The organism is Rhizobium sp. BK060, assembly GCF_014193145.1.
Lineage (GTDB): Bacteria > Pseudomonadota > Alphaproteobacteria > Rhizobiales > Rhizobiaceae > Rhizobium.
Window position 1 is genome coordinate 73,876 of record NZ_JACHYW010000010.1, and the last position, 20,967, is coordinate 94,842.

18 protein-coding genes and 1 pseudogene are annotated in these 20,967 nt (G+C 57.0%); 8 read left to right on the top strand and 11 right to left on the bottom strand.

The window, feature by feature from the left end; genetic code table 11:
• Positions 1 to 83: 83 nt before the first annotated feature.
• From glyA to purU, 3 genes are all read left to right on the top strand, one after another.
• Complete coding sequence (gene glyA, locus FHT71_RS13055; protein ID WP_183719977.1) at positions 84 to 1,361, top strand: serine hydroxymethyltransferase; 1,278 nt, start codon at positions 84 to 86, stop codon at positions 1,359 to 1,361.
• A 112-nt stretch (positions 1,362 to 1,473) separates the two neighbouring features.
• Complete coding sequence (gene folD, locus FHT71_RS13060) at positions 1,474 to 2,370, top strand: bifunctional methylenetetrahydrofolate dehydrogenase/methenyltetrahydrofolate cyclohydrolase FolD (RefSeq protein ID WP_183719980.1); 897 nt, start codon at positions 1,474 to 1,476, stop codon at positions 2,368 to 2,370.
• A 22-nt stretch (positions 2,371 to 2,392) separates the two neighbouring features.
• Positions 2,393 to 3,289 (top strand): formyltetrahydrofolate deformylase, encoded by an 897-nt coding sequence (gene purU, locus FHT71_RS13065; protein WP_183719983.1) that lies wholly within the window; start codon positions 2,393 to 2,395, stop codon positions 3,287 to 3,289.
• An 80-nt stretch (positions 3,290 to 3,369) separates the two neighbouring features.
• On the opposite strand, the pseudogene FHT71_RS13070 reads toward purU, so the two are convergent.
• Both FHT71_RS13070 and FHT71_RS13075 read right to left on the bottom strand, forming a co-directional pair.
• Positions 3,370 to 4,371 (bottom strand): annotated as a pseudogene (locus FHT71_RS13070) (IS630 family transposase).
• A 118-nt stretch (positions 4,372 to 4,489) separates the two neighbouring features.
• Positions 4,490 to 5,296 carry a nucleotidyltransferase domain-containing protein gene (locus tag FHT71_RS13075; RefSeq protein WP_183719986.1) on the bottom strand — a complete coding sequence of 269 codons (807 nt, stop codon included), beginning with the start codon at positions 5,294 to 5,296 and terminating at the stop codon, positions 4,490 to 4,492.
• A gap of 568 nt (positions 5,297 to 5,864) precedes the next feature.
• On the opposite strand from FHT71_RS13075, the gene FHT71_RS13080 reads away from it, so the two are divergent.
• Positions 5,865 to 6,089 (top strand): hypothetical protein, encoded by a 225-nt coding sequence (locus FHT71_RS13080; protein ID WP_183719988.1) that lies wholly within the window; start codon positions 5,865 to 5,867, stop codon positions 6,087 to 6,089.
• A gap of 58 nt (positions 6,090 to 6,147) precedes the next feature.
• On the opposite strand, the gene FHT71_RS13085 is transcribed toward FHT71_RS13080, so the two are convergent.
• The 4 genes from FHT71_RS13085 to FHT71_RS13100 all read right to left on the bottom strand — a co-directional run bounded on the left by FHT71_RS13085 (position 6,148) and on the right by FHT71_RS13100 (position 10,855).
• Positions 6,148 to 6,846, bottom strand: coding sequence for an LrgB family protein (locus tag FHT71_RS13085; protein WP_183719991.1), 699 nt, complete (start codon positions 6,844 to 6,846; stop codon positions 6,148 to 6,150).
• On the bottom strand, positions 6,839 to 7,207 hold the full coding sequence (locus tag FHT71_RS13090; RefSeq protein ID WP_183719994.1) for a CidA/LrgA family protein: 369 nt from the start codon (positions 7,205 to 7,207) through the stop codon (positions 6,839 to 6,841). The genes FHT71_RS13085 and FHT71_RS13090 overlap by 8 nt, the downstream gene beginning before the upstream one ends.
• Positions 7,208 to 7,487: 280 nt before the next feature.
• A complete protein-coding gene (locus tag FHT71_RS13095) occupies positions 7,488 to 8,738 on the bottom strand; it encodes an ABC transporter substrate-binding protein (protein ID WP_183719997.1) in 1,251 nt (416 codons plus the stop codon).
• Between the two features lie 38 nt (positions 8,739 to 8,776).
• Positions 8,777 to 10,855 carry an EAL domain-containing protein gene (locus FHT71_RS13100; protein ID WP_246717994.1) on the bottom strand — a complete coding sequence of 693 codons (2,079 nt, stop codon included), beginning with the start codon at positions 10,853 to 10,855 and terminating at the stop codon, positions 8,777 to 8,779.
• 1,705 nt (positions 10,856 to 12,560) lie between these two features.
• Between FHT71_RS13100 and FHT71_RS13105 the strand changes: the two genes are divergently transcribed.
• From FHT71_RS13105 to FHT71_RS13115, 3 genes are all read left to right on the top strand, one after another.
• Positions 12,561 to 14,168, top strand: a complete 1,608-nt coding sequence (locus FHT71_RS13105; RefSeq protein WP_183720003.1) for a hypothetical protein — start codon at positions 12,561 to 12,563, stop codon at positions 14,166 to 14,168.
• A complete protein-coding gene (locus FHT71_RS13110; protein WP_183720361.1) occupies positions 14,158 to 15,210 on the top strand; it encodes a dienelactone hydrolase-related enzyme in 1,053 nt (350 codons plus the stop codon). Before FHT71_RS13105 ends, FHT71_RS13110 begins: the two co-directional genes overlap by 11 nt.
• 306 nt (positions 15,211 to 15,516) lie before the next feature.
• Positions 15,517 to 16,143 carry a hypothetical protein gene (locus FHT71_RS13115; RefSeq protein WP_246717995.1) on the top strand — a complete coding sequence of 209 codons (627 nt, stop codon included), beginning with the start codon at positions 15,517 to 15,519 and terminating at the stop codon, positions 16,141 to 16,143.
• A gap of 60 nt (positions 16,144 to 16,203) precedes the next feature.
• Here the strand turns inward: FHT71_RS13115 and FHT71_RS13120 are convergent, their stop codons facing one another.
• From FHT71_RS13120 to FHT71_RS13140, 5 genes are all read right to left on the bottom strand, one after another.
• Positions 16,204 to 18,222, bottom strand: a complete 2,019-nt coding sequence (locus FHT71_RS13120; RefSeq protein ID WP_183720006.1) for a hypothetical protein — start codon at positions 18,220 to 18,222, stop codon at positions 16,204 to 16,206.
• A complete protein-coding gene (locus FHT71_RS13125) occupies positions 18,188 to 18,580 on the bottom strand; it encodes a hypothetical protein (protein ID WP_183720009.1) in 393 nt (130 codons plus the stop codon). The genes FHT71_RS13120 and FHT71_RS13125 overlap by 35 nt, the downstream gene beginning before the upstream one ends.
• A 4-nt stretch (positions 18,581 to 18,584) precedes the next feature.
• Entirely contained in the window at positions 18,585 to 18,917 is a 333-nt protein-coding gene (locus tag FHT71_RS13130; RefSeq protein ID WP_348649303.1) for a hypothetical protein, read from the bottom strand.
• Positions 18,918 to 18,994: 77 nt separating this feature from the next.
• Complete coding sequence (locus tag FHT71_RS13135; RefSeq protein ID WP_183720015.1) at positions 18,995 to 19,744, bottom strand: ParA family protein; 750 nt, start codon at positions 19,742 to 19,744, stop codon at positions 18,995 to 18,997.
• Positions 19,745 to 19,751: 7 nt separating this feature from the next.
• Positions 19,752 to 20,150 carry a hypothetical protein gene (locus tag FHT71_RS13140; RefSeq protein WP_183720018.1) on the bottom strand — a complete coding sequence of 133 codons (399 nt, stop codon included), beginning with the start codon at positions 20,148 to 20,150 and terminating at the stop codon, positions 19,752 to 19,754.
• A 128-nt stretch (positions 20,151 to 20,278) separates the two neighbouring features.
• On the opposite strand from FHT71_RS13140, the gene FHT71_RS13145 reads away from it, so the two are divergent.
• On the top strand, positions 20,279 to 20,959 hold the full coding sequence (locus tag FHT71_RS13145; protein WP_183720020.1) for a nuclease: 681 nt from the start codon (positions 20,279 to 20,281) through the stop codon (positions 20,957 to 20,959).
• The last annotated feature ends 8 nt before the right edge of the window (positions 20,960 to 20,967 follow it).

Sequence of the window (20,967 nt, forward strand, 5' to 3'; positions counted from 1 at the left end):
ACGTATAAGGAAATATTATTAACTTTTTCTGGTGTTTTACAACTACTAGGCTCCCCGTCATCACATGAGAAACGGAGAGCCCAATGACAAACGCCCCGGCCGCGCATTTCACGACGACGGTTCGCGACACCGATCCTCTGATAGCCGACGCATTGGAGGCGGAACGGTCGCGTCAGCAAAATCAGATCGAACTCATCGCGTCGGAAAACATCATTAGCCGGGCGGTCCTCGACGCGATGGGCCATGAGATCGCCAACAAGACTCTTGAGGGATATCCGGGCAACCGTTTTCACGGGGGAGGGCAGTTTGTCGATATTGCCGAGCAGGCTGCAATTGATCGCGCCAAGGAGCTATTCAAATGCGGCTACGCCAATGTGCAGCCTCACTCGGGGACTCAGGCTAACCTAGCTGTCTTCTTTCTTCTGCTCAAGCCAGGCGAAAAGGTCCTTTCACTCGATCTGGCAGCAGGCGGCCACCTGTCCCACGGCATGAAAGCAAACCTCTCCGGCAGATGGTTCGAAGCCCACAACTATGGAGTCAATCCCCAAAACGAAGTCATCGATTTCGACGAAATGGAAAGGATAGCGGATGTGGTCCGCCCGAGACTCCTGATCGCCGGCGGGTCCGCATATCCTCGGGAGCTCGATTTCGAGCGGATGTCGAAGATCGCGAAGAAAGTCGGCGCATATTTCTTGGTCGATATGGCGCACATCGCAGGCCTCGTCGCTGGCGGTGTTCATCCGTCGCCATTCCCGCACGCCGATATCGTGACCTGCACGACAACGAAGACCCTTCGTGGCCCTCGCGGTGGCCTCATCCTCACCAACAATGAGGAATGGTACAAAAAGCTGCAGGCGGCCGTTTTCCCCGGGGTCCAGGGCTCGCTGCACAGCAACGTTCTGGCCGCCAAGGCAATATGCCTCGGCGAAGCCCTTCGCGACGACTTCAAGATCTATGCGCGGCAAGTTGTTGCCAATGCAAAAGCGCTCGCCGAAACGCTTGCCGACCGCGGCGTCCGTATCGTTTCCGGCGGCACAGACACGCATATCGTGCTGCTGGACCTCTCCAGCAAGGGACTTCTCGGCAAGCAGGCCGAAGATCTGCTCGCTCGGGCGAACATCACGTCGAACAAGAACCCGATCCCTGGCGACTCGCCGCGTCCGCCGGAATGGGTCGGCATGCGCCTCGGTTCTTCCGCTGCGACGACACGTGGCCTCAAGGAACAGGAGTTCCGCGTTCTCGGGACAGTGATCGCCGACCTTATCGATGCGGAGACTCAGGACAAGACCGACGAAATCTTCGAGAGCGCCAAGGCGAAGATCGCTGAGCTGACGAGTAGGTTCCCGGTCTACGGACACTGATAGCTGTATGAGCCAGACGTAGATCACGCCGCGGCCAAATGGAACGCGCGGCTTCTCTCTTCGTAGACACAGCTTGCCGAACAAAGCTTTGATCCAATGGAGACGCATCCCGATGAGCATGGATAGATTTGCACGCGCCGCCAGCATCGATGGTAAGCAGTTCGCGGCCGGGCTGCTTGAGCGTATCAAAAAGGATGTCGAAATCCTTAAAGCACAAACGGGTGTTGTTCCTGGTCTTGCCGTCGTGCTTGTTGGTGATGATCCGGCAAGCTCTGTTTACGTCGCCTCCAAGCATCGCCAGACGGTGGCAGCAGGCATGAAGTCTTTCGTACATCAGCTGCCTGCAGAGACAAGCCAAAATGAGTTACTGGGCTTGGTCCACCGTCTCAACGTCGCTCCGGAAGTACATGGAATCCTTGTTCAGTTGCCGCTTCCTGTCCATCTGGATCCGAATGCAGTGATCCAGGCGATCCACCAGGACAAGGATGTCGACGGCTTTCATGTGTCGAACGCCGGCCGCCTATTCACTGGAAACCCCGTGCTCGTTCCGTGCACGCCTCTCGGATGTATGATGCTCCTCAAGGATACTCTCGGTGAGAATCTATCGGGCCTGCACGCGGTAGTCGTCGGGAAGTCGAACATCGTCGGCAAGCCGATGGCGCAGATGCTCATGAACGCCCACTGCACGGTGACGGTCGTCCATTCGCAGACGAGGGACACCGCGGAGCTTTGCCGTGCTGCAGACATCCTCGTTGTTGCGGCGGGCCGTCCGGGTCTCGTTCGCGGTGATTGGATTAAGCCCGGTGCTGTCGTCATCGATGTCGGAATCAACCGGATACAGGATGGTGGCAAATCGAAGATTGTCGGCGACGTCGCGTTCGGCGAGGCGGGTCATGCCCGCGCAATCACTCCGGTGCCGGGCGGCGTCGGTCCGATGACTATCGCATGCCTGCTTTCGAACACGCTGACCGCCTTCCGCGGACAGCATAACTTGGCCATCGCGGCCTGATATCGACAAAGGACCTCCGAAAATGACCGCTACGTATCCTCGCTACGCATTGCGCGTTGCCTGCCCTTCGATCCGCGGCGTGACAGCGGCGATCGCCACGTACCTTTCGGCGAACGGCTGCAACATTTCCGACAGTGCGCAATTCGACGACGATGACACAGGCCGATACTTCATGCGCATCAGCTTCCAGCCGGAGGAGGGTCACACACTCGAGCAGCTCCGCGAAGGCTTCAAGCCGATCGCTGACAAGTTCGAAGCAAATGCCGAGTTCTTCGACGAGACGAAAAAGAAGAAGGTTATCCTGATGGTGAGCCGCTTCGGCCACTGCCTGAACGATCTTCTGTACCGCTGGCGGATCGGCGCACTGCCGATCGATATCGTCAGCGTGATATCTAACCACATGGACTACCAGCGGGTCGTGATGAACCATGACATCCCGTTCCACTGCATCAATGTCACCAAGGACAACAAACCGGAAGCCGAAGCGAAGCAAACGAAAATCGTCGAGGATTCAGGTGCAGAGCTGATCGTGCTGGCCCGTTACATGCAGGTCCTCTCGGACGAGATGTGCCGGAAGATGTCAGGGCGGATAATCAATATCCACCATTCCTTCCTGCCGAGCTTCAAGGGCGCGAATCCTTACAAGCAGGCATTTGAGCGCGGCGTCAAGCTGATCGGCGCAACCTCGCATTATGTCACCGCCGACCTCGACGAGGGTCCTATCATCGAACAGGATATCGTGCGTGTCACGCATGCCCAGAGCGGCGAAGACTATGTCAGCCTCGGCCGCGACGTCGAGAGCCAGGTTCTGGCACGCGCGATCCACGCCCACATCCACGGGCGCGTGTTCATCAATGGAAACAAGACGGTCGTTTTTCCCGCGTCGCCCGGTTCGTTCGCTTCTGAGCTTATGGGCTAGTCACCTGAGTCTGAAGTTCGCCTCATTGTCTTCTGGCAGAAACGCTTGACCGAGGCGAGGATTTGGTCGGCGGATTTGATTCACCTGTATGGCGCTGGGTTATCGTTGTGGGCTTTGATGAAGGCGTTGATGTCGGCTTCCAGTTCCGCGTTGGAACGATGGACGCCGCGTCGCAACTGCTTTCGCGTCAGCTCTGCAAACCACCGCTCGACCTGATTGATCCAAGATGCCGAAGTTGGTGTGAAGTGAACATGCCAATGTAGACGGCGAGCGAGCCAAGCCTTGATCCTTGGCGTCTTGTGGTGGCATAATTGTCCATCGCCAGATGCACATCCGGCCCCATAGGCATTTCGGCATCAATCCGCTTCAGGAAGTCGAGGAATTCAGTGGCCCGGTGACGCTTGTAACACTGCCCGATCACCGCACCAGTGGCAATGTCGAGCGCGGCGAACAGCGATGTCGTGCCGTTGCGGACATAGGTATGGGTACGCCGTTCGGCGACGCCCGGCGCCATGGGCAGAACAGACTGCTCGCGATCCAGGGCCTGGATTTGCGATTTCTCATCCACGCAAAGCACGACCGCCCGGTCCGGCGGCGACATGTAAAGGCCGACGATGTCTTGCACCTTGTCGACGAAGAGTGGATCGGAAGACAGCTTGAATGTCTCGGCGCGGTGCGGCTGGAGACCAAACGCCGTCCATATCCGACGAATGGTGGTGTGCGACAGCCCGCTGTCGGCAGCCATCGAACGGATGGACCAGTGCGTGGCATCCTTCGGAGTAGTGTTCAATGTACGCTCGACGACCTCGGCAACCTGAGCATCAGAGCCAGTTCGTGGCCGACCTGCCCGGTATTCGTCAGTCAGCCCGTCAATACCATACTGTACGAACCGGCGGCGCCACTTGCCAACCGGGTGCTCGTGGACCCCAAGCCGCTCAGCCACATCCTTGCTCTGCAGACCCTGGGCGCACAGCAGAATCCGACAGCGAGCGGGGCGCTTTATGCCGACGCACCTGAGATTCGAGGAAACTTCTATCCTCGTCGCTCAGAACGACGAGATCCGCTTGCCTGCCAACCAACAATCAAACTCCTGCTCATATGACAGAAGCCTAACAAAATGATGCTTATTTTTGTTCCAGGTGACTAGCAGCTTTCCGGACCTGGAGCACGGAGACATCGTGAAACGTTCAAAGACTGCCGTCAAAGAGCGGCCGAGCGCAGACAGGTATCCAGACCGTCGCAGAGTACGTCAACTGAAAAAGCCAGTGCCGCCACGTTCGTCGGTTCGGTAGAGAGCAAGCTCTCAACGGATTCGATCAAATCTGAAGGCCGGACGTCCAAATGCGACGCGATTTGTAAAAGCCTTTTTTCTCCAGGGTGATAGACATGGTTCAAGGCGAACAGCACATCGAAATAGCTGGATAGGAAAGCCGCCGATCTATGGTTCACCGAAACCCGATCTGCTCGCGACGCCGCCAATACAATCTGATGCTTGAACGATCCAAGTTTTTGGCGAAGCAAGGGGTAATTCTTGTCAATTATCGCGCTCCTCAAAGCGGCCGGGTAGGGCGAATCCGTCAACAGCTTGATCTGCTCGTACCAGGCGTCACGATCAAACAGAACTATTGACGTCGATACATTGTGGCAGATGCAAGTTGAGTAGCCAGTCCGCGCGGCGCATTCCTTCAAGGTTCTCGCTACCTCATCCTCAAGCCATCGCGGGTCTCGGAACATGACGTCGACATGAGTTCCGCTACCGGAGTGGATCCATTCGTCTCCGTCCTCGAACGCGGTGTTCCCGATTTCTGCGAACCTGTCATGCTTCGCCGCGAGCTCAGCCCGAAATTCCAGGTCTACGCCTCCGTTCGCATATACATAAATGTCGATGTCTGACTCTCTGTCGCCATACCCTGTGGCGGTGGATCCTCCGAGTGCTACCGCCAAAACATTGTCTAACTGCGCGAAGGTCTCGGCGATCCTCTCTGAGAGCGGGTTATCTTGTTTCATTTTAGACTGTTAACTTCTCATATAGTTGGAGGGAAGCTGGCCACTCGGAGACAAAGCCCCTCGAACGGATCCAACTTGATCAACAGCGACCCATCAGGTCCCAGATCGCCTTCTACAACCTGATTGATCATGTCTACGACAGGACCAGGGTTCGTGTTCTTGAGATTGATCGTTTCGGCGTATTACCGCTCCCAGTGATCAATGACGCCGGGTAGGGAATTAAACCACGCCGAGGCAACTGAGGAGGCTGCGCCAGGACGGGCCAGTGCGTAGGGCCTCTGCCACATCCGCCCATCACCTCCGTAGCTCGGCGCAGCTTCGCGAGCTTGATGTAGCATCGACATGCCGACAAGCATTTCTACGTCGTCTTCAGCAGCTACCTGTCCCTCCTGATGTTTGAGGTTGCGTATGCAGGAACTTAGGTGCGCCGAATATGTTTCACCTCTCGGCCGCAGACTCTTGAAGAGACGTTTCCGGAGGTTGTCGGACGAGGGCCATTTCTCTGGGAAACAAAACGCCTATTTGCAGGTTCTGCATTGGAGGAGTGGTTTGAAACTGAGGAGGTTTCATGCCGAAGATATTCCATCTCGAAGATGTCCTTAGGTTGGCCGATAACTCGCCGTTGCTGTCGGCCCGCTCCGACCTGGCCCACCAATATGGTCGGGTTGTGGCCGTTGCGCCGACAGACAGCGGTCTTCAACGGATCTCCGTGGAATACCAGCATGTTCTGGTCTTCAGCGATGCGTACGAGGATTTCTTCGAACTGGTCTCGACAGAGGACTCGAACAGGTGACAACAGGTCGAATTGCGCTGTGTGGGCGGGTTGACAGCGCGGGTGCTCAGAACCGTTTCTAGAAAAACAAGCGTACAACTATCGATGTGACGACAGCGTTAAGACCCATTGCGAGCCCCGAGAACAGACCAGCAATAGGATCTACCGAATATGCTCTCGCCGTCCCGATACCATGAGACGCGAGGCCTACCGCAAAGCCGCGAGCGCTGTAGTCACGGATTCTCATAGCATTCATGAGTGGTGTTACGATGATGGCGCCGCAGATCCCAGTCGCGATCACCACAGCCGCTGTCAATGCCGGGTCGCCATGAAGGCTGTCGGCGATAGCCATAGCCACTGCGGTTGTCGCCGATTTAGGTGCGACAGAAGCAAGTAGCTGGTGAGGGAAGCCAAAGAGCCTGCCGAGGAAAATTGTTGATCCGATGGCTGTCACGCTACCGATGACAAGAGATATTACCAGCGGCAGAAGGTTCTCTTTGACGAGCGAAAGCTTCTCGAACAGGGGAATTCCCAAAGCCACAGTGGCAGGGCCTAGTAGGAAATGGATGAACTGTGCTCCGGCGAAGTACCTGTCGTAGTCAATTCCGGTGAAATACAATGCCGCGGCGATGGCCGTGATGGATACAAATGCAGGATTGAGAACAGGGTTGTTGGGCTGAACGCTCGCCAACCGGACGGCAACCGTCCACATCACAAGCGTTGAGGAGAGCCACAAGAGAGGGGACGTCGCCAGGTAAACCCATAGCCCGCTAGCCATCGCGTCGTCCGCCCTGAAGTCGTTTAACCAAAATGAAGGACCAAACGGTCACGCACAAGGTCACGGTTGTAGACAAGACGATGACCGCTAGCAGCGCAACACCATGTTCCGCGACCAGGTCAAGATGCTTGACGATACCGACCCCTGCAGGAATAAACAGCAGACCTAGATTTGCCAGGATCAGCTTCGAGGTAGCGACCGTACTTGATTGCAGGCTTGTAGCGCGTCCACGGGTGGCGCTTAGAAACACCGCTATCATCGCCATACCTATGACCGGTCCAGGCACAACGCCGCTCGTCAAGTAAGCGGCGGTTTCGCCGAGGAGTTGGAAAAGCAGGAGTGCGGCAATACCAACAATCATAGGTTGAATCCTATTATTCGAGAGCAGTTAGTTTTCATACGAAAGGTTGTGGTGAATCCAACGGTTTGCACGAGGACGAGACCGCGCGGAACCACTGTCAGTCCATCATTCAATGGGAGGCCCCAAATCCACATTTGGCCTCTCCTATCCCCGGTGGATACTCGATTTGCTCAGGCGGCACAATCGAAACTCCTATGTGAATTGCGCTTGGCCAAGAGCGTGTAAGCATGTCGAATGATGTAAGACCAGCCCCGGAGGTCAAGCGACCGTTTCGCGGGCTTCATCGCTGCATCAGCAAATCATGCAGGCGTATCTGGACCTCTTGCGCAGACACGTTCCTGTTATTGAAGAAGTCGCCCACTACGGCGATCCAGCCTTCCGAAATCTGGGTCGGCATGGACTGGGATTGGGCGCTGACTTCGCCTTTCTTTGCCTTGATCATCTCCAACCCCAACTTGCCGCAACGATCGAGCCCGGACGGATCGACATCGGTGCGCACCGGCAACGACCCCTTGATCCGGCTAAATGCAACCTGATTGTCGCGATCAAGGACCATGCGGGCGAAAGCCTGCTGCGCTTCCGCCGTGCCGTCCCGATTGGTCAGCGGAAAGGCAAAGGCATCGATTACCATGAAATAGGCAATCGACGTGCCAGGAACGAGGCTGCAATCGAAATCCTTGTCGACGCTGTAGCCGCGCGCGACAAGCTCGCCCTTGGCCCAGTCGCCCATGAACTGCATGCCGGCCTTGCCCTGGCCCACCGCCGCCGTGGCATCGGCCCATGTCTTGTCCTTGCGCTGCTCGATCGGCTCCACATAGTTGGACAGGCGCAACAACAGTTCCAAAGCTTCGATCATGCGCGGGTCCTGCACCAAGGCGGCATCGCCGCTCATGAGACGGGCGTAACCCTCTGGCCCGAACTTGTGATAGATGATGTCGTTGAAAATGAGCGACACTTCCCATCGGGAGCCGCCGAGCGCAATCGGCAGACGTCCTGTCGCCTTGATCTTGTCAGCCGCGTCGAAGAGCTCGTCCCAGGACTGCGGTGTCTTCACGCCGGCGTCTGCCAGTGCCGCCTTGCTTGTCCAGAGCCAGTTTTCGGCATGGATATTGGTCGGCGCGAAATAGACCTTTCCCTTGAAGGAAATCCGGTCGAGAACCGTGGCAGGAATCACGTCCTGCCAATGATCCGCCTTCGCGACGTCATCTATATCCTGCACGATGCCCATTTCCGGCAGTTCGCGCGACCCCTCGTTGGCATTCCACTGCATCACAGCTGGCGCATATCCGTTGGCGATACGGTCGCTCACAGCTCGCTGGACGGCGACCTTGTTCTCCGCCGGCATGTCAACCCATTGGTTGCCGGCCGCTGCCCAGGCGTTGCGGTAAACGTCGAGCGCCGCCGCCTCGCTTTTCGATACCCAGTAATGCACGACGTCGACCGCCATGCCGTCTCCCGCGAAAGCACGCGCCGCAGGAACTGCTGCTGTCACGGCCGTTACAAGCCACACCTGTATGATTGCCCGTCTCATTCGCTATCCCTCTTTCCTCAATGATTGTGCAGTGCAGTTCAGGAGACCGTTTGAACCGGCAATTTGCGGGATCGGCCAGATATTCCGCGCGCCGCGGGCTGGCGAATCAATCGATCGACCGCCACGAGAGCCGGTTCCGGCTTGCCAAACAGATAACCTTGGCCAACGTCACAACCCGCGTGCAGAAGGAAGTCGCGCTGGACCTCTTTCTCGATGCCTTCCGCGACGCATTGCTTGCCGAGGTTGCGGGCGAGATCGATGATCGCCCTGACGATCTGTTCCGATCGAACATCCTTGCCGATTTCGGCAACGAAGCTGCGGTCGATTTTGAGTTCGTCGAAGGGGAAATCGCGCAGATGCACGAGAGATGCGAAGCCGGTGCCGAAATCGTCGAGCGAGACCGACACTCCCTGTTTCCGGAAGCGGGAGATGGTCTCGGCGATCTGATCGGCACCGCGATTGAGAAAAACGTCTTCGGTGACTTCGATGGCAAAATCGCGCCAGTCGAGCCGGTTGGCGTTGACCGCCGCCGCAATGAGGTCATAGCCGTCCCGGCTGACCAGCAGGGCTTCCGGCAGATTGATGGCGATCGACCCCACATGCAGCCCCGCCGTCTTCCACGCTCTCAGATCACCAGCGACGATATCGACGATGCAGCGCGTCATGCTTTGTATGAGATGGCCCTCCATGAGCGGCAGGAAGCGGCCGGGCGGCAGAATGCCGAGCTGGGGATGACGCCAGCGCACCAGCGCTTCGAAGCCGAGATGTTCGCCGGTCTGCAGATTGACCTTCTGCTGGTAGTAGACGACGAACTCGTCGCGGTCGGCGGCGAAGGCGAGGGCGGCTGCAAGCCGGTTCTGTTCCAGGCGCTGGGCGAACGATGATTCATCGAAGATGACGGCCGTGTTGCGTTTGGCCTTGGCGGCATAGAGCGCCAGATCGGCGATGCGCATGAGGGTCACCTCGTCAGACGCATAGCCAGGCACGACGGCGCCGCCGACACTGGCCGAAACCGATATCTGCCGGCCCTCGAAATTGCATTCCGCCGCAATGGCGGCAACCGTGCGCCCGGCAATGTCCTCCAGCTTCGCCGCATCGGAAATTCCGGGAAGGAGCGCGGCAAATTCGTCGCCGCCAAGCCGTGCGACGAAGTCGCCGGCACGGAACGTCTTCCGCAGCGCGGTTGCGACATGGCTCAGAACCGCATCCCCGGCCGGATGGCCGAAACTGTCGTTGGTGGCCTTGAAGTGGTCAAGGTCGACCAGCAGCATTGAGAAGCCCGCGCCCGTCTGCCCGAGTGAAGCAAACAGCCCGCCCAGCACGTCATTGAATGAAGATCGGTTGCCGAGGCCGGTCAACGTATCCGTTTGAGCAAGATGCGTCAGCTTGATCTCGAAGTCGAGAGTCCGGCGATGCTCGATGCGTAGCTTGACGAGCAGCGGTATGAAGAGAATGAGGGTCCCCAGGATGAGCGTCGCGGCGGTGAGGCTGAGCAGCACGGCACTGATAAAGCGTGCGTGATCGATGCTTAAATCGCTTCGGTCATGCGCGCTTTCGATCAAGGCGCTGAACTGGCGCATGAGCATGCTGTCCGACGAAACTGCAAAGTCGATTGGTCCCCAGAAGCTGTAACGTTCCCGCCGATCCTGCAGTTTTGCGGACACGACGCGTTCGGCCCTCTGAAGGAAGTCCTCCAGCCGCCCGTCAAGCTCGAGCCGCAATTTCTCGGATTCGCGGTCCCGTCCATTGAGCCGTTCGAGAAGGTTAGCCTCGACCTGCGTATTTAGTCCGTTCAACTCCAGGCTCATGGAGCGGATGTCGTCGATTGCCCTCTGAACGTCCTCGACCATATGTCTAACGATGTACTCAGGCATATTCGGCTCGGCCGAAGCGCGCATGATGGCGCGCGTCTGAGTGGTTAGCTGCTGGAATCGGATGAATTGGCGTCCGATCATATAGCTGATGTTCTGCTGCAGCGAGTGGCGATCGAGAGCCACCTTGACTGTCAGGAAGGTTGCCCCGATTAGAACTGTCATCACGACAACGACGATGACGTAATGGCACCCGATGGAGCGGATATATTTCGCTACGGAAGAATGGGACTCGCCTGATGGCATCACCGTATTTTCCAAACCCAGAACCCTCACCATTCGCGCTTCGTTAGAACAGGACAGCCGGCAGAGCGGCCTCCGGCCTGCGGGACAACTGCTTCACAATCATTTTCCGGAGATCGGCCATCATGGCCCAGTCCCAGGCGTCGAGTACGGCACGCTGGGAGAATGAAGTTCACGTCGTTAACGTGTGCCCTGAAGTGATCTCGTGATCGACGTCCAGCCGGCAATTGTAGTAGCAGGCTTCAGCAGGGCAGGGCGGCGAGAGCCGCGGTCAACAATTCCAGGTTGCGGGTATGTTCAAATACGGCGAAGTCGCGGCACCTTCGCAGCACCTGAGTATGGGAATGCGTGCTAAAATTATTTCCACCTCTCAACGCGCTTTCACAACCCGGATGTGGCTCGTCTCTGCCCCCGTCTTCATGGCGGAGAAGTACAAGCACCACCTCATTCGGTGACTCAGGTTGGAGTTCCGCTGGTTTAAGAAGGGTAAAAAAAATCAACGAAACCAGATTGTTGCCACGAGCGCGAACGAAACCGTCGTGATCTGGCCAGAGGGTTCAGATTTCGGATAATTGCCCGCTTGATTTCAGGCTCAATCGCCCGGGCTCTCAGATGTGCCATTTGAACTCAGCGCAAAGTCAACGTTGCCGATACGGCGAGACTTAATGCCGTTTACGAAATCTCGGGAGCGCAGAGGCAAGTCGAAGCGATACATGACACTGGAAACCATCGCTACAATGAGCGATGATCCGCTTATCACCTTGCCCGCTGCAAGTTGACCAGTTCCCGGCCCTGCCCGGAAAGCTCGACGATCGAACGAGCTACACTACTCCCAGGGACATCATCTCGCCGCCTATGGTCCAGAGTCTCCGACATCTCCAGAACCGACAAACGCCTTTGCCAACTGCATCTGACGCGGTGTTTTTGCAATCCGCTTCGAAAATGACTGGCCCACGAGGACTGCCCACGGACGCGATTGGCGGGTTCGCCCGACAATGCTTAAAGATCGAGGGACGTAAGGTGCCCGCAGCTCCGATGGCCGACGAGGTCGAATGCGCTTAGCTCCATGTGATTGAGATTTGTTTTCATAGAATCATCTTATGCGATTACGGCGAGTGAAGCCTCGTCCCTTGGCCGCCGCGATACCATCCGACGCTGCCAGCGGCCCAGGATCTACCCCGGCTTCCATAGGAAACTGTGTTCAACGACGCCTGTCGGCGCTACCGCAATCTTTACACGAGTCCGCTCATCGGCTACCGCATACTTTAGGACTTTTTCCAAAAGCGATGATCCGGGATGCAGGATGAAGGTTTGGCAAAGTTCCATAAATCTGCTTATGCGATTTTCAATCACCGATTGAACTAGTCCACCGCTCGTGCTTTAGCGACGCGGGCCTCGGCCCAACGTCGGTAAGCCATTCTTACATCACATTTTCTTTACCATTTTCGGATCACATTATCGCGCATTTCGGCACACGCAAGAGATGTTTTTTCTTTTCGTGTTGGCATTTCCCGTATATAAAGCTGTCATGAAGCAGCGCCGACGTCGCCCTGAAGGACGCCGAGACTAATCGTCGCTTTGCGGCGGTTTCGCCATGGCTTCGATGAGGACGAGAACAGATTCCACGGCATTAACCGGAAGGCCTTCACATAGGCGGAGGGCATGCCGCGCATATGGGAAAACTGAGCACATTTGAGCGTTTGAACCATTGGAAAAGAATGGGAAGATTTTTGTCGCCCCGCCCAAGGACGGAAGCGACTTCAAGGAATTGTTCAAGCAGTTAGCTGCGGTGGGTGCCGGCCGTCCGGTAGGCACCGACGGTTTTCCCCAGGGGCCATGGACTCCGGAGCTTCTGGCAGAGGCGATTACGCAGATCGACTCCAATCGGGCCGGGATCGATTTACGCACCGTGCAGCTATGGTTTCAAGAGAACGATAAGGGGATCAGTCCTTCTAACATCGCGTGGCTGGCACGGATCTTCGGCTGCGATGATAAGGAGGCGACGAGCGAATGGCTCCTGGAACTCAGCGCGGCGCAATCGCGCCTCACTGCCAAGAGGCGAGATTCGAGGAAGACGGCGACTAGTACAGCGCTGCCGGATATGGTTCGGGCTGTGACTCTTAATAGTCAGACGCCGATCTCGGACGAGCCGGCAGAATGGGGTCAAGTCTCTCAGCACAAAAAGCGATTCAACTTGGCACGACGGTCGGAGGCCCTTTTTGGTAGCGGATCTCCGCTGAACCTCCCCGCGCTGACCTTCGCCGGTGCCTCTGCCCTCGGATTTCTTTCGTATATCGTGGGGATTCACAGCGTGACCTATAGTCGACCCGATGGGATCTCAAAGCAGGTCGGCTTCCTGTGGGCGCCGAACTGGACGCTTCTGTTCATGATACTCTTGCCGTTATTCTTTTGGCTTGTGATCGAGCTGATGCTTTTTTGGAAAAGGGATGCGCGGTTCAGTCTGCTGGCACAGGCCGACCGGTTTGAAGCCAACGCTACCTGGACTCGAAACATCGAGTCGTATTCTCATACATACTGGGCGGTTTTCGTTATTTGCGTGCTCTTCGCGGGTGTTCTCCAGTGGATCGGCGTGTGTTTGATCCCGCTGCTGAAAGGCGGTGGCGACTACGCGACAAGTTGGGGCACGATAGCCGTTGTGAAACCCGATCTTATATCAGTGCCGATGGAGATCGCTTTCACTGGGCTGGCTTACCTGTATATGTGCTTCTGCTTCTATCTGTTCTTCGCAGGCCTTATTTTGCTCCACACGATCATCGACGATTTCGGGAGAATTGAAGAAGGATTGATGCTGCGGCATGGCGGGAAGCATAGTGCCGAGGGCGGCGAAATCCGCATGAAAGTAATGCGGAGCATTTTCCGGTGCACAATCCTTGGTGTCCTGATTGCAATATGTATGAAGGTTCAGAGCTCCTATCTGAGCTCGAATGGAGGGGACATCGTGACCTGGATACTGCACGATTTCGTTTCGGTGGTTTATCGTAACCATCAAGCAGCCAACAGCTTCGGCTATCGGATGCCGACGCATTTCAGCAGCCTCCTTGTGGCCATTTCGGCCTGTGTCGTTTTTCTCTACGGTTCCATCCGTCTGAATGTCGGATCGCGGTTTCGTGAAGCTTTGTGGAAGATGTCGGCGGTCGAGGGCCTACTCTTTGCCGCCTATTTGTTGATCGATGCCTTTGACGGCTTTTCAATCCTCCTCGTCGCCGGAGTGCTGGTCGGGACGTACGGCCTCTTTGATCCCGAGTTCGCGCTGCCGCGATCGCGCAAATCGGAGAGCAATCATGGTGTTTCATAGGTGGCTGGATCGTTGGGACGAACATCGCGCTCAACGCGGTGAAGAAGCGAAGAAAGCGACGGATTTCATCCTCGACGCGGGCCGTGCCTTTCCGGGCGCGGGGGAGATAAAGTCCCTGGAGGAGTTTTGTGTCCTTGCCGAACACGCTGTTTCTGATCCAGGCTTTTACGATGAGCCGTCGGGGGGTGCACAAGGCTTTGAACTGCATGATGGGTGGCTTAAATTTCCTTCGGATATCGTCACCGATGTGGACGAGAACAACACCGTCTGGGCAAAAATTACCGAACGTGGCTCGCGCAACCAGGCTCTGGTGATTTTCCATCATTGGAATGCCGGCGCCCGAAATCGTCAGATCGCCGGATTCTTCTCGCAGCGTGGGATCACGGTCGTGGAGATTGCTATGCCCTACCATTTCGAACGCAGCCGACCAGGCGCCCTGTACGCCGATTATATGCTCAGCTCAAATCTCGGCCGCACGATCCAGTCGTTAAGACAGGCCGTATGGGATGGGCGAAAGCTCATCCGGTGGCTGAAGAGCGAAGGCTACGATGAAATTTCGGTTCTTGGCATGAGCTTGGGCTCATGGGTGGCAGGTCTGATCGCTGCGCATGACCCAGCCGTAACGAAGGCTTCGCTGTTTTTGACGGCCGGGAGTCTCGCAGACATGGTTTGGACAGGACGCGCGACGCGACCGATCCGCGATAGCTTTGAACCGGCAATCGCGCTCGCGGATCTGCGGAGGGCATGGGCTCCGCTGAATTTGGAAAATTTCGCGCATGATCTCGCACGGCCCGACCTTGCGCTTCAACTGGTGTTCGCGACCAGAGACAAGGTGGTATTGCCCGAGCTAACGAAACACTTCATCGAAAAACTCCATCAGGAAGGGGCCACGCCAGACGTTCTCAAGCTGAACTGTGGTCACTACTCGCTCGCTACGCCGCCGTACATTTTGTTAGCGGGCTGGAGTTTGAAGCGCTTTCTATCGCGCCCAAAAGCTCGGAACGGCATTATCCAATCAGCGATTGGGCAGTCCAGAATCTAACGGACGAGACCTTCGTTTTTCCGACTCCGCCTTTCGCGTGAACCCAGGAAAAATCCCCATACCAATCTCGCTTGGCCGCAAGCTAAGAACTTATCGGGGCTCGGGAAATCAATGTTCTCCGGCTGTGGCCTCGATGCCTTCCATGCAAAAATCGTCGTTTTTAAACAAGCACTTGCTGGCACCGTTTCGTTTCGATTCGGTTGGTTTCGCATGACATCGTGCAATCTGCGGTAATCGTCCCTTTTATCGATTGTCAGAAATCGCAAAGGCATCTCGCAGATCAGTCGGAGCTCGGGCACGCCAACCATGGATTCAGGACTTAGGGAAAGCAAAGTCGGCATGAAAGCAGCTATGGAGACTGACGTACTCGGCGTTCACGGCATCCACAGGCAAGAGGGCTCGGTTGGCCTAGTCATTTTTGAGCGCGACGACATTCTGCTGCGGCATAGGCCGCAGTTCGCAGATCATACGCTGGGAGATATCGACACCGAATTCTTGGCAATGCTCCAGGATATGCGCGAGCTCAGCGTTCGCTTCGGATTTATTTGGCGGCATTCCACGTTCCCATCCAATCGTGGTGCGGGCATTGACAGTGCAAGGCTTACGCAGCTGCTCGACGATCTTCTGAAGGTCTCGGGTGCCTCGCCCGACTTCTGGGTGGAGGCGATTCATTCCCCGGGCCTAGATCAGCCCCCGCGTTGGCCCGGAGCATCTGAGCTCGATGTGATATTGAAGCTAACTGAAAGGTACGAGGTGGATCCAACAATGACGGTCCTGGTGCGCAAAGGAGAGTTCCATCACTACAGCTCAACGACGCCAGCTTTCACGGGAGTTCTTTATCCAGAATTGAGCGCCGGCGGCCGCGACAGCGACCGGCGAGCAGCACTGGTTTGGCTTAAGACGGAGATCAAGCATGCTTTGAAACTGCCATGAGTTGGATCGGCAATCGAGATGAGATCTACAAAGCCGCGTTTGCCGAGCCGATCTACTCAGCTACCGGCTTCGATCCCGGTCCTTATCCTGCGGAGGCCGAAGTTTGATGGATTTCGACTGATCGCGTTCCCGTCGCTGGTTGCGTTCGCGATTCGTCCGACTGTTCTCGGAACTCTCGTGCTCCGAATTTGAGCGTGCTATGCGAGATTGGTCGGCAGTACGGTTGCTCGAAGTCCTGTTATCTATCCCCTGCTCCGCGACGTGGTCGCGACCAGCCGATGACTTCGTTTCCAGGCTATCAGAGGAACGCTTGGCCTTATCGACGTCCGCGCGATCGCGATCCTTAGTTACGCGTGAATCGAGCTGCAGCCCGACCACCGTGCCGATAACTTTGGTCGCCTGCTCGAAGAGCAGCCGATCGGTTGGGTTGAGGATCTTCGCGGCGACGCTGATGGCGGTGGTCGCCAGTGTCTCCTTTGCCGCTTTTGCCTGAGCGGCGCTGATCGGTGTAGATCGCAGCATGTGTTCTTCTCCTTTCATTTTAGTGGGATCATGTCCTCGGCGAACGGCCGTTTCCAACCGACGGTACTCGCGCTGCAACCCGATCGACAGATCGTGACTCAGTTCGCGCGCTGTGCTGGGTGCGCTTCGGTCCTTAGCAATGCCTTCCAACATTTGGATGACGCGCCCAATTGAGCGCTGGGTCTGATCGAACCGCCGCCTCGCCTCTTCCAGCTTCGGGGCCGTGGGCGTATCGCGAAGCTTGGAGATTACCTTTTCGACGACATTAGGCGGTGCTGTCGCACCCATGCGCTGAAACATTTCCCATTCCCACCGTTTGACGGGCGGGGGACCTGCACGTTCGACACGCTTTTGCCGATCAATAGCTATCCCGCGTTCCCGCGCCTTTTCGGCAAACCGAGTGCGCCACTCTGTGAAGTCGCGGACATTGGGATTGAGCATCTTGCCGCTGCTGTTACGCAACCCGACGATCACATGCAGATGCGGATGCTTATCAAGGTCATTGCGGTTGTGGACCGCATAGGCATAACGATGACCGAAAAATTGCTTTCTCAGGAAATCGCGGCCGGCGAGGACGAACTGATCCCGGTCGACATTGGCCGGCCCCGACAGCAATAGATGCATGAAGTCTCGAGGCTGGCGTGTCTGCATGAGCGCCCCGACGATCTTGCCCTCCGCCGTGAGCTGCTTGTGATCGCTTGTTCTCAGCTCGCGCCGTGCGACGCTTTGATGATAGCGGCCGCTCTTTCCCGGACGTTCCTCTATGTGCGTCTTAGTCGAAAGCGTCACTTCCGCGCCTCGGCGCTGCATCGCATGCAGCGCCGCCGTGAACCCCTTCGGACCACTCGAAAACTCCACCGGATAGCGCGAGACCGGCGTGATCCCCTCCGCACGCAATGCCTTGTCCACCCGTGAATCGATCGCATGCACGTCATCGATTTCAGCCGCAATGCGATTGTCGCTGCTGCGGTCTGATCGGTCCCGCTTCTCATGCGCAATCACCAGCGCGAGGTTCAGACGGGTTTGGCCCTTCACGCCTTCGCTGACGCTGAACGCGTAGGTCCGATCCGTATCACCAACGTCGCGGAACCCCTCTGACGTGAGCGAGCTCAATGCGTGCGCAACGCGGTCCCGATCGGTGCTTTCGAGCTCATAGGTCAGCCGCAGCACGTCCTTGCTTCCTTTCCGGTTTCCGAACTCCCTCTCCCAGGATCGGACTTCTGCGCTGAGATCGGAGACTTCGCGGCCATCCTGATCGTGTGCTTTTTCTTCCTTGCTTTGATAGGCAAGAACGTTGCGTGCCGAGGCAGCACCTGCTCCATACGACAACACCTTGACGACAACCGCGTTGTTTCCACTCGCCCTGCTGAACGCTGTCGCTGCGCCGGCGTTGCGCGCTAACGAGGGCATGCCGGTATTTGCCCTCGGTGGCGCTTTTCTCGCTCCACCGCCCCCGCCGCCGCGCCGTCGAAGCTCATCCTCGATGAGGTCGAAATAGCTCGGCAGCCTTCGGCCTTCACGCCTAGATCCGGAGCGATTTCTGGAGAGGTCGTTCATCGTGTCTCCTGATCAGATCGGCGACAAAGGTCGAAGGTCTCACGAAAGCTGCATCACGAATTGAGTCCAGGGCGCTAATCACCTCGTCCAGCTTCGCCATGATGGCCGCGCCCAGCACAGCCTGGTCGCGCTCTTCCGACAGAAACTCCTCGTTGTGAAAGGCAAGCTCGCGGAGGAACTGATGCATGTTTCCCAGCTGCCGGTCATGCTCCTCCAGCATCGCCGGCACATGCATTATCTCTCTGGTGACGATGAGCTTTGCAACAAGGTTGACAGAGATATCGAGACGGCTGGCAAGCAGCTCCACGTTGCTAAGGACATGGGCAGGTAGACGGAACATGACGGCCGGTCCACGCATCTGCCTACATCCCCCTCGCCTTCAAGGCTTCGAGGATCAGTCGGTGGGTCGCCGATGAGAGTTGTTCGTGCCGTTCCAGCGATACGCGGAAGATTTTCGTCAGCACGTCGTCATCGAGGTAGAGGGAAATACGCTTTCGCTTGACCGATCCCGCGTTCACATCGGCTTGGGCCTTTACTGACCGCTCTTCGCGAAGTTTGCTCTTCCCTGGAGAACGACGGTGCTCTGGCCTCGTTTCCTGCTCGACGCTCGGCTCCTGCGCCTGGGAAGGATCCTGCGGCATGAGCTTGTCGAGATCGAGGCCGGTCGGCATGTAGGAGGTCGCATCCTCCTGCACGTCCCTCGCCTGGTCTTCTCTCGATCGGGAAAGAGCGAGTATGTTGCCGGCTGGCGTTCGTTCCCTCGACATCGCGCTCAGGCAGCCTCGGCCTGCAGAAGGCCGATGAATTCGTTGTTGATATTTTTGACCAGATCGATCGCGTCGAGCACGCTTTCTGAGGCACGCCGTTTGGCCGACGGCGTCAGCGCCGGATTGTTCTCGATGCTGGCGAGCTTGGAATAGAGCGACCCGAAGCCGGCGCCGACGTCGCTGAAGTGATTGCTCTTTCGGACTACCGTGTCCACCATCGGAATCTGGCCGCTCGTCAGGATAGCATGGACCTCCGGGAGGGAGCGATTGTGCTTGAGGGCGATCATGTCCACATAGTTCCAGATCGCCGCGTACGGGATTGGACCTTGCGCCCGTTTCCTGGAAATCTCCTTTAAAATCGTCGCCACCTTGATTGCTGAGGTCGCAGCCGTCGGCTCGGGTATGACAGGAATGAGGACTGCATCGCATTCGTGGTAAACTTCGATTGCCCGTTGGTGGACGTATCCGCCAACGTCGTAGATCCGGATATCGGCCGCGGGCGCCTCCGCAAGGCGATCTACGAACCGATCGTCCGGCGCTACCCGCAGATGCAGCAGCGTACCGTCGCTCGGGAGCAGCCCTCGTTTCATCGATACATTGTACCAGCGCGTCGATGATTCCTGCTCGTCACAATCGATGAGCAGCGTCCTGTGTCCCTGCTGTGCGAACTCGGCTGCGAGATTGACGTTCAGGGTCGATTTCCCAGCGCCGCCCTTGAAGGTTGAGATCGCGAGCGAAAGTGGTTTGCCTGTCATGGATCCCTCAACCTCGGAATTTTGCTTGCGCTTGCGTCCGCTGGCGAACCGCGATCAGATCGTCGTTGATCCTCACCGCTTCGCGCTCGCGGGCTGTCTCCTCCTTAAGATCTCTGCCCGGCCAGAGTTTCAGGATCGGCAGAAGAAGGAGCACGAAAAAGGTGATCGTCGCGCCTTTGAACCAAGGGGACTGCGCATAAAGGTTGGCCGCCCACTCCCATAGCCCCCGCGTCGATTCTGCGGGGAACAAGAGATACGAAATCGTCAGCGCAAGGGCGTAAGCGACAAAGGCCGCAACCAAGACACAGGCGGCCGAGATGATCAGAAAGTTGATGATCAAAATCAGGAACCATAGGGCCCTGAAGGGGAAGATCACAATCCTGACGGCCGTCTGCTGTAGCGACATCTGCCTTTCTCCATGTCCCAATTTCGCGTTTGAAAATACATATCGCAATCTCTCCGACTTTTCCAGACTTGCACTTCAGTATAATTTTGTGCATCATTTTCAGAGCCAATTTGATCACGGACGCAAGCATGAAACCTGGCGCACGACGGCTCGTTCAACTCCTCTTCTGCACCATTGCGTGGGCGACAAATGCCCTGGCGCTTACGGGCGAAGAGGATGTGGTCTCAAGATTTGTCAGCTATTATCAGAAGGCTTACGCAGAAGGGCGCGATCTGATCCCTGCCCCTCAAAAGCCTCTCGATATCTCTTCGATCGCCGAGCAGCTCGACCTGCAAAGTATCACACCTGAAGGTGCACTGAGCGGGAGCGCCTTTCTCGACTCCGACGGGACCATCGTCAAGTTGGCCGGCGCCCAAGGCTGCCTCTCGACCGAGGAGATGGAATTTGCCGGTGTGCAGACCACATGCTCTATGGTCTCGCTCGCCGGTCTAACCGCCATGCTCGAGGAGGCTGAGGCCGGCGCCGGCGACGCCTTCCCGTGTCATTTCCTCGGCCAAAATTCCGGCTCTCCAACCGTACGTTTTGCCGAATGCTTCTTCGTGAAGGACGGTGAAACACGATCGCTTTCCGAAGTGCTCATTACCAAGGGAGTAGCGTTCGCCTCACGCGATCGCACCGGCCGGGCAGTGTTTCCAGAATATGCACAGGCAGAGACACGCGCGCAGAAGGCAAGAGCCGGAATATGGGCAAACGCGCAGTTCCTGCATCCTTACGGTGAGCGCTATCGCGCCAATCCTTCCGTAAACTGATTGCGATG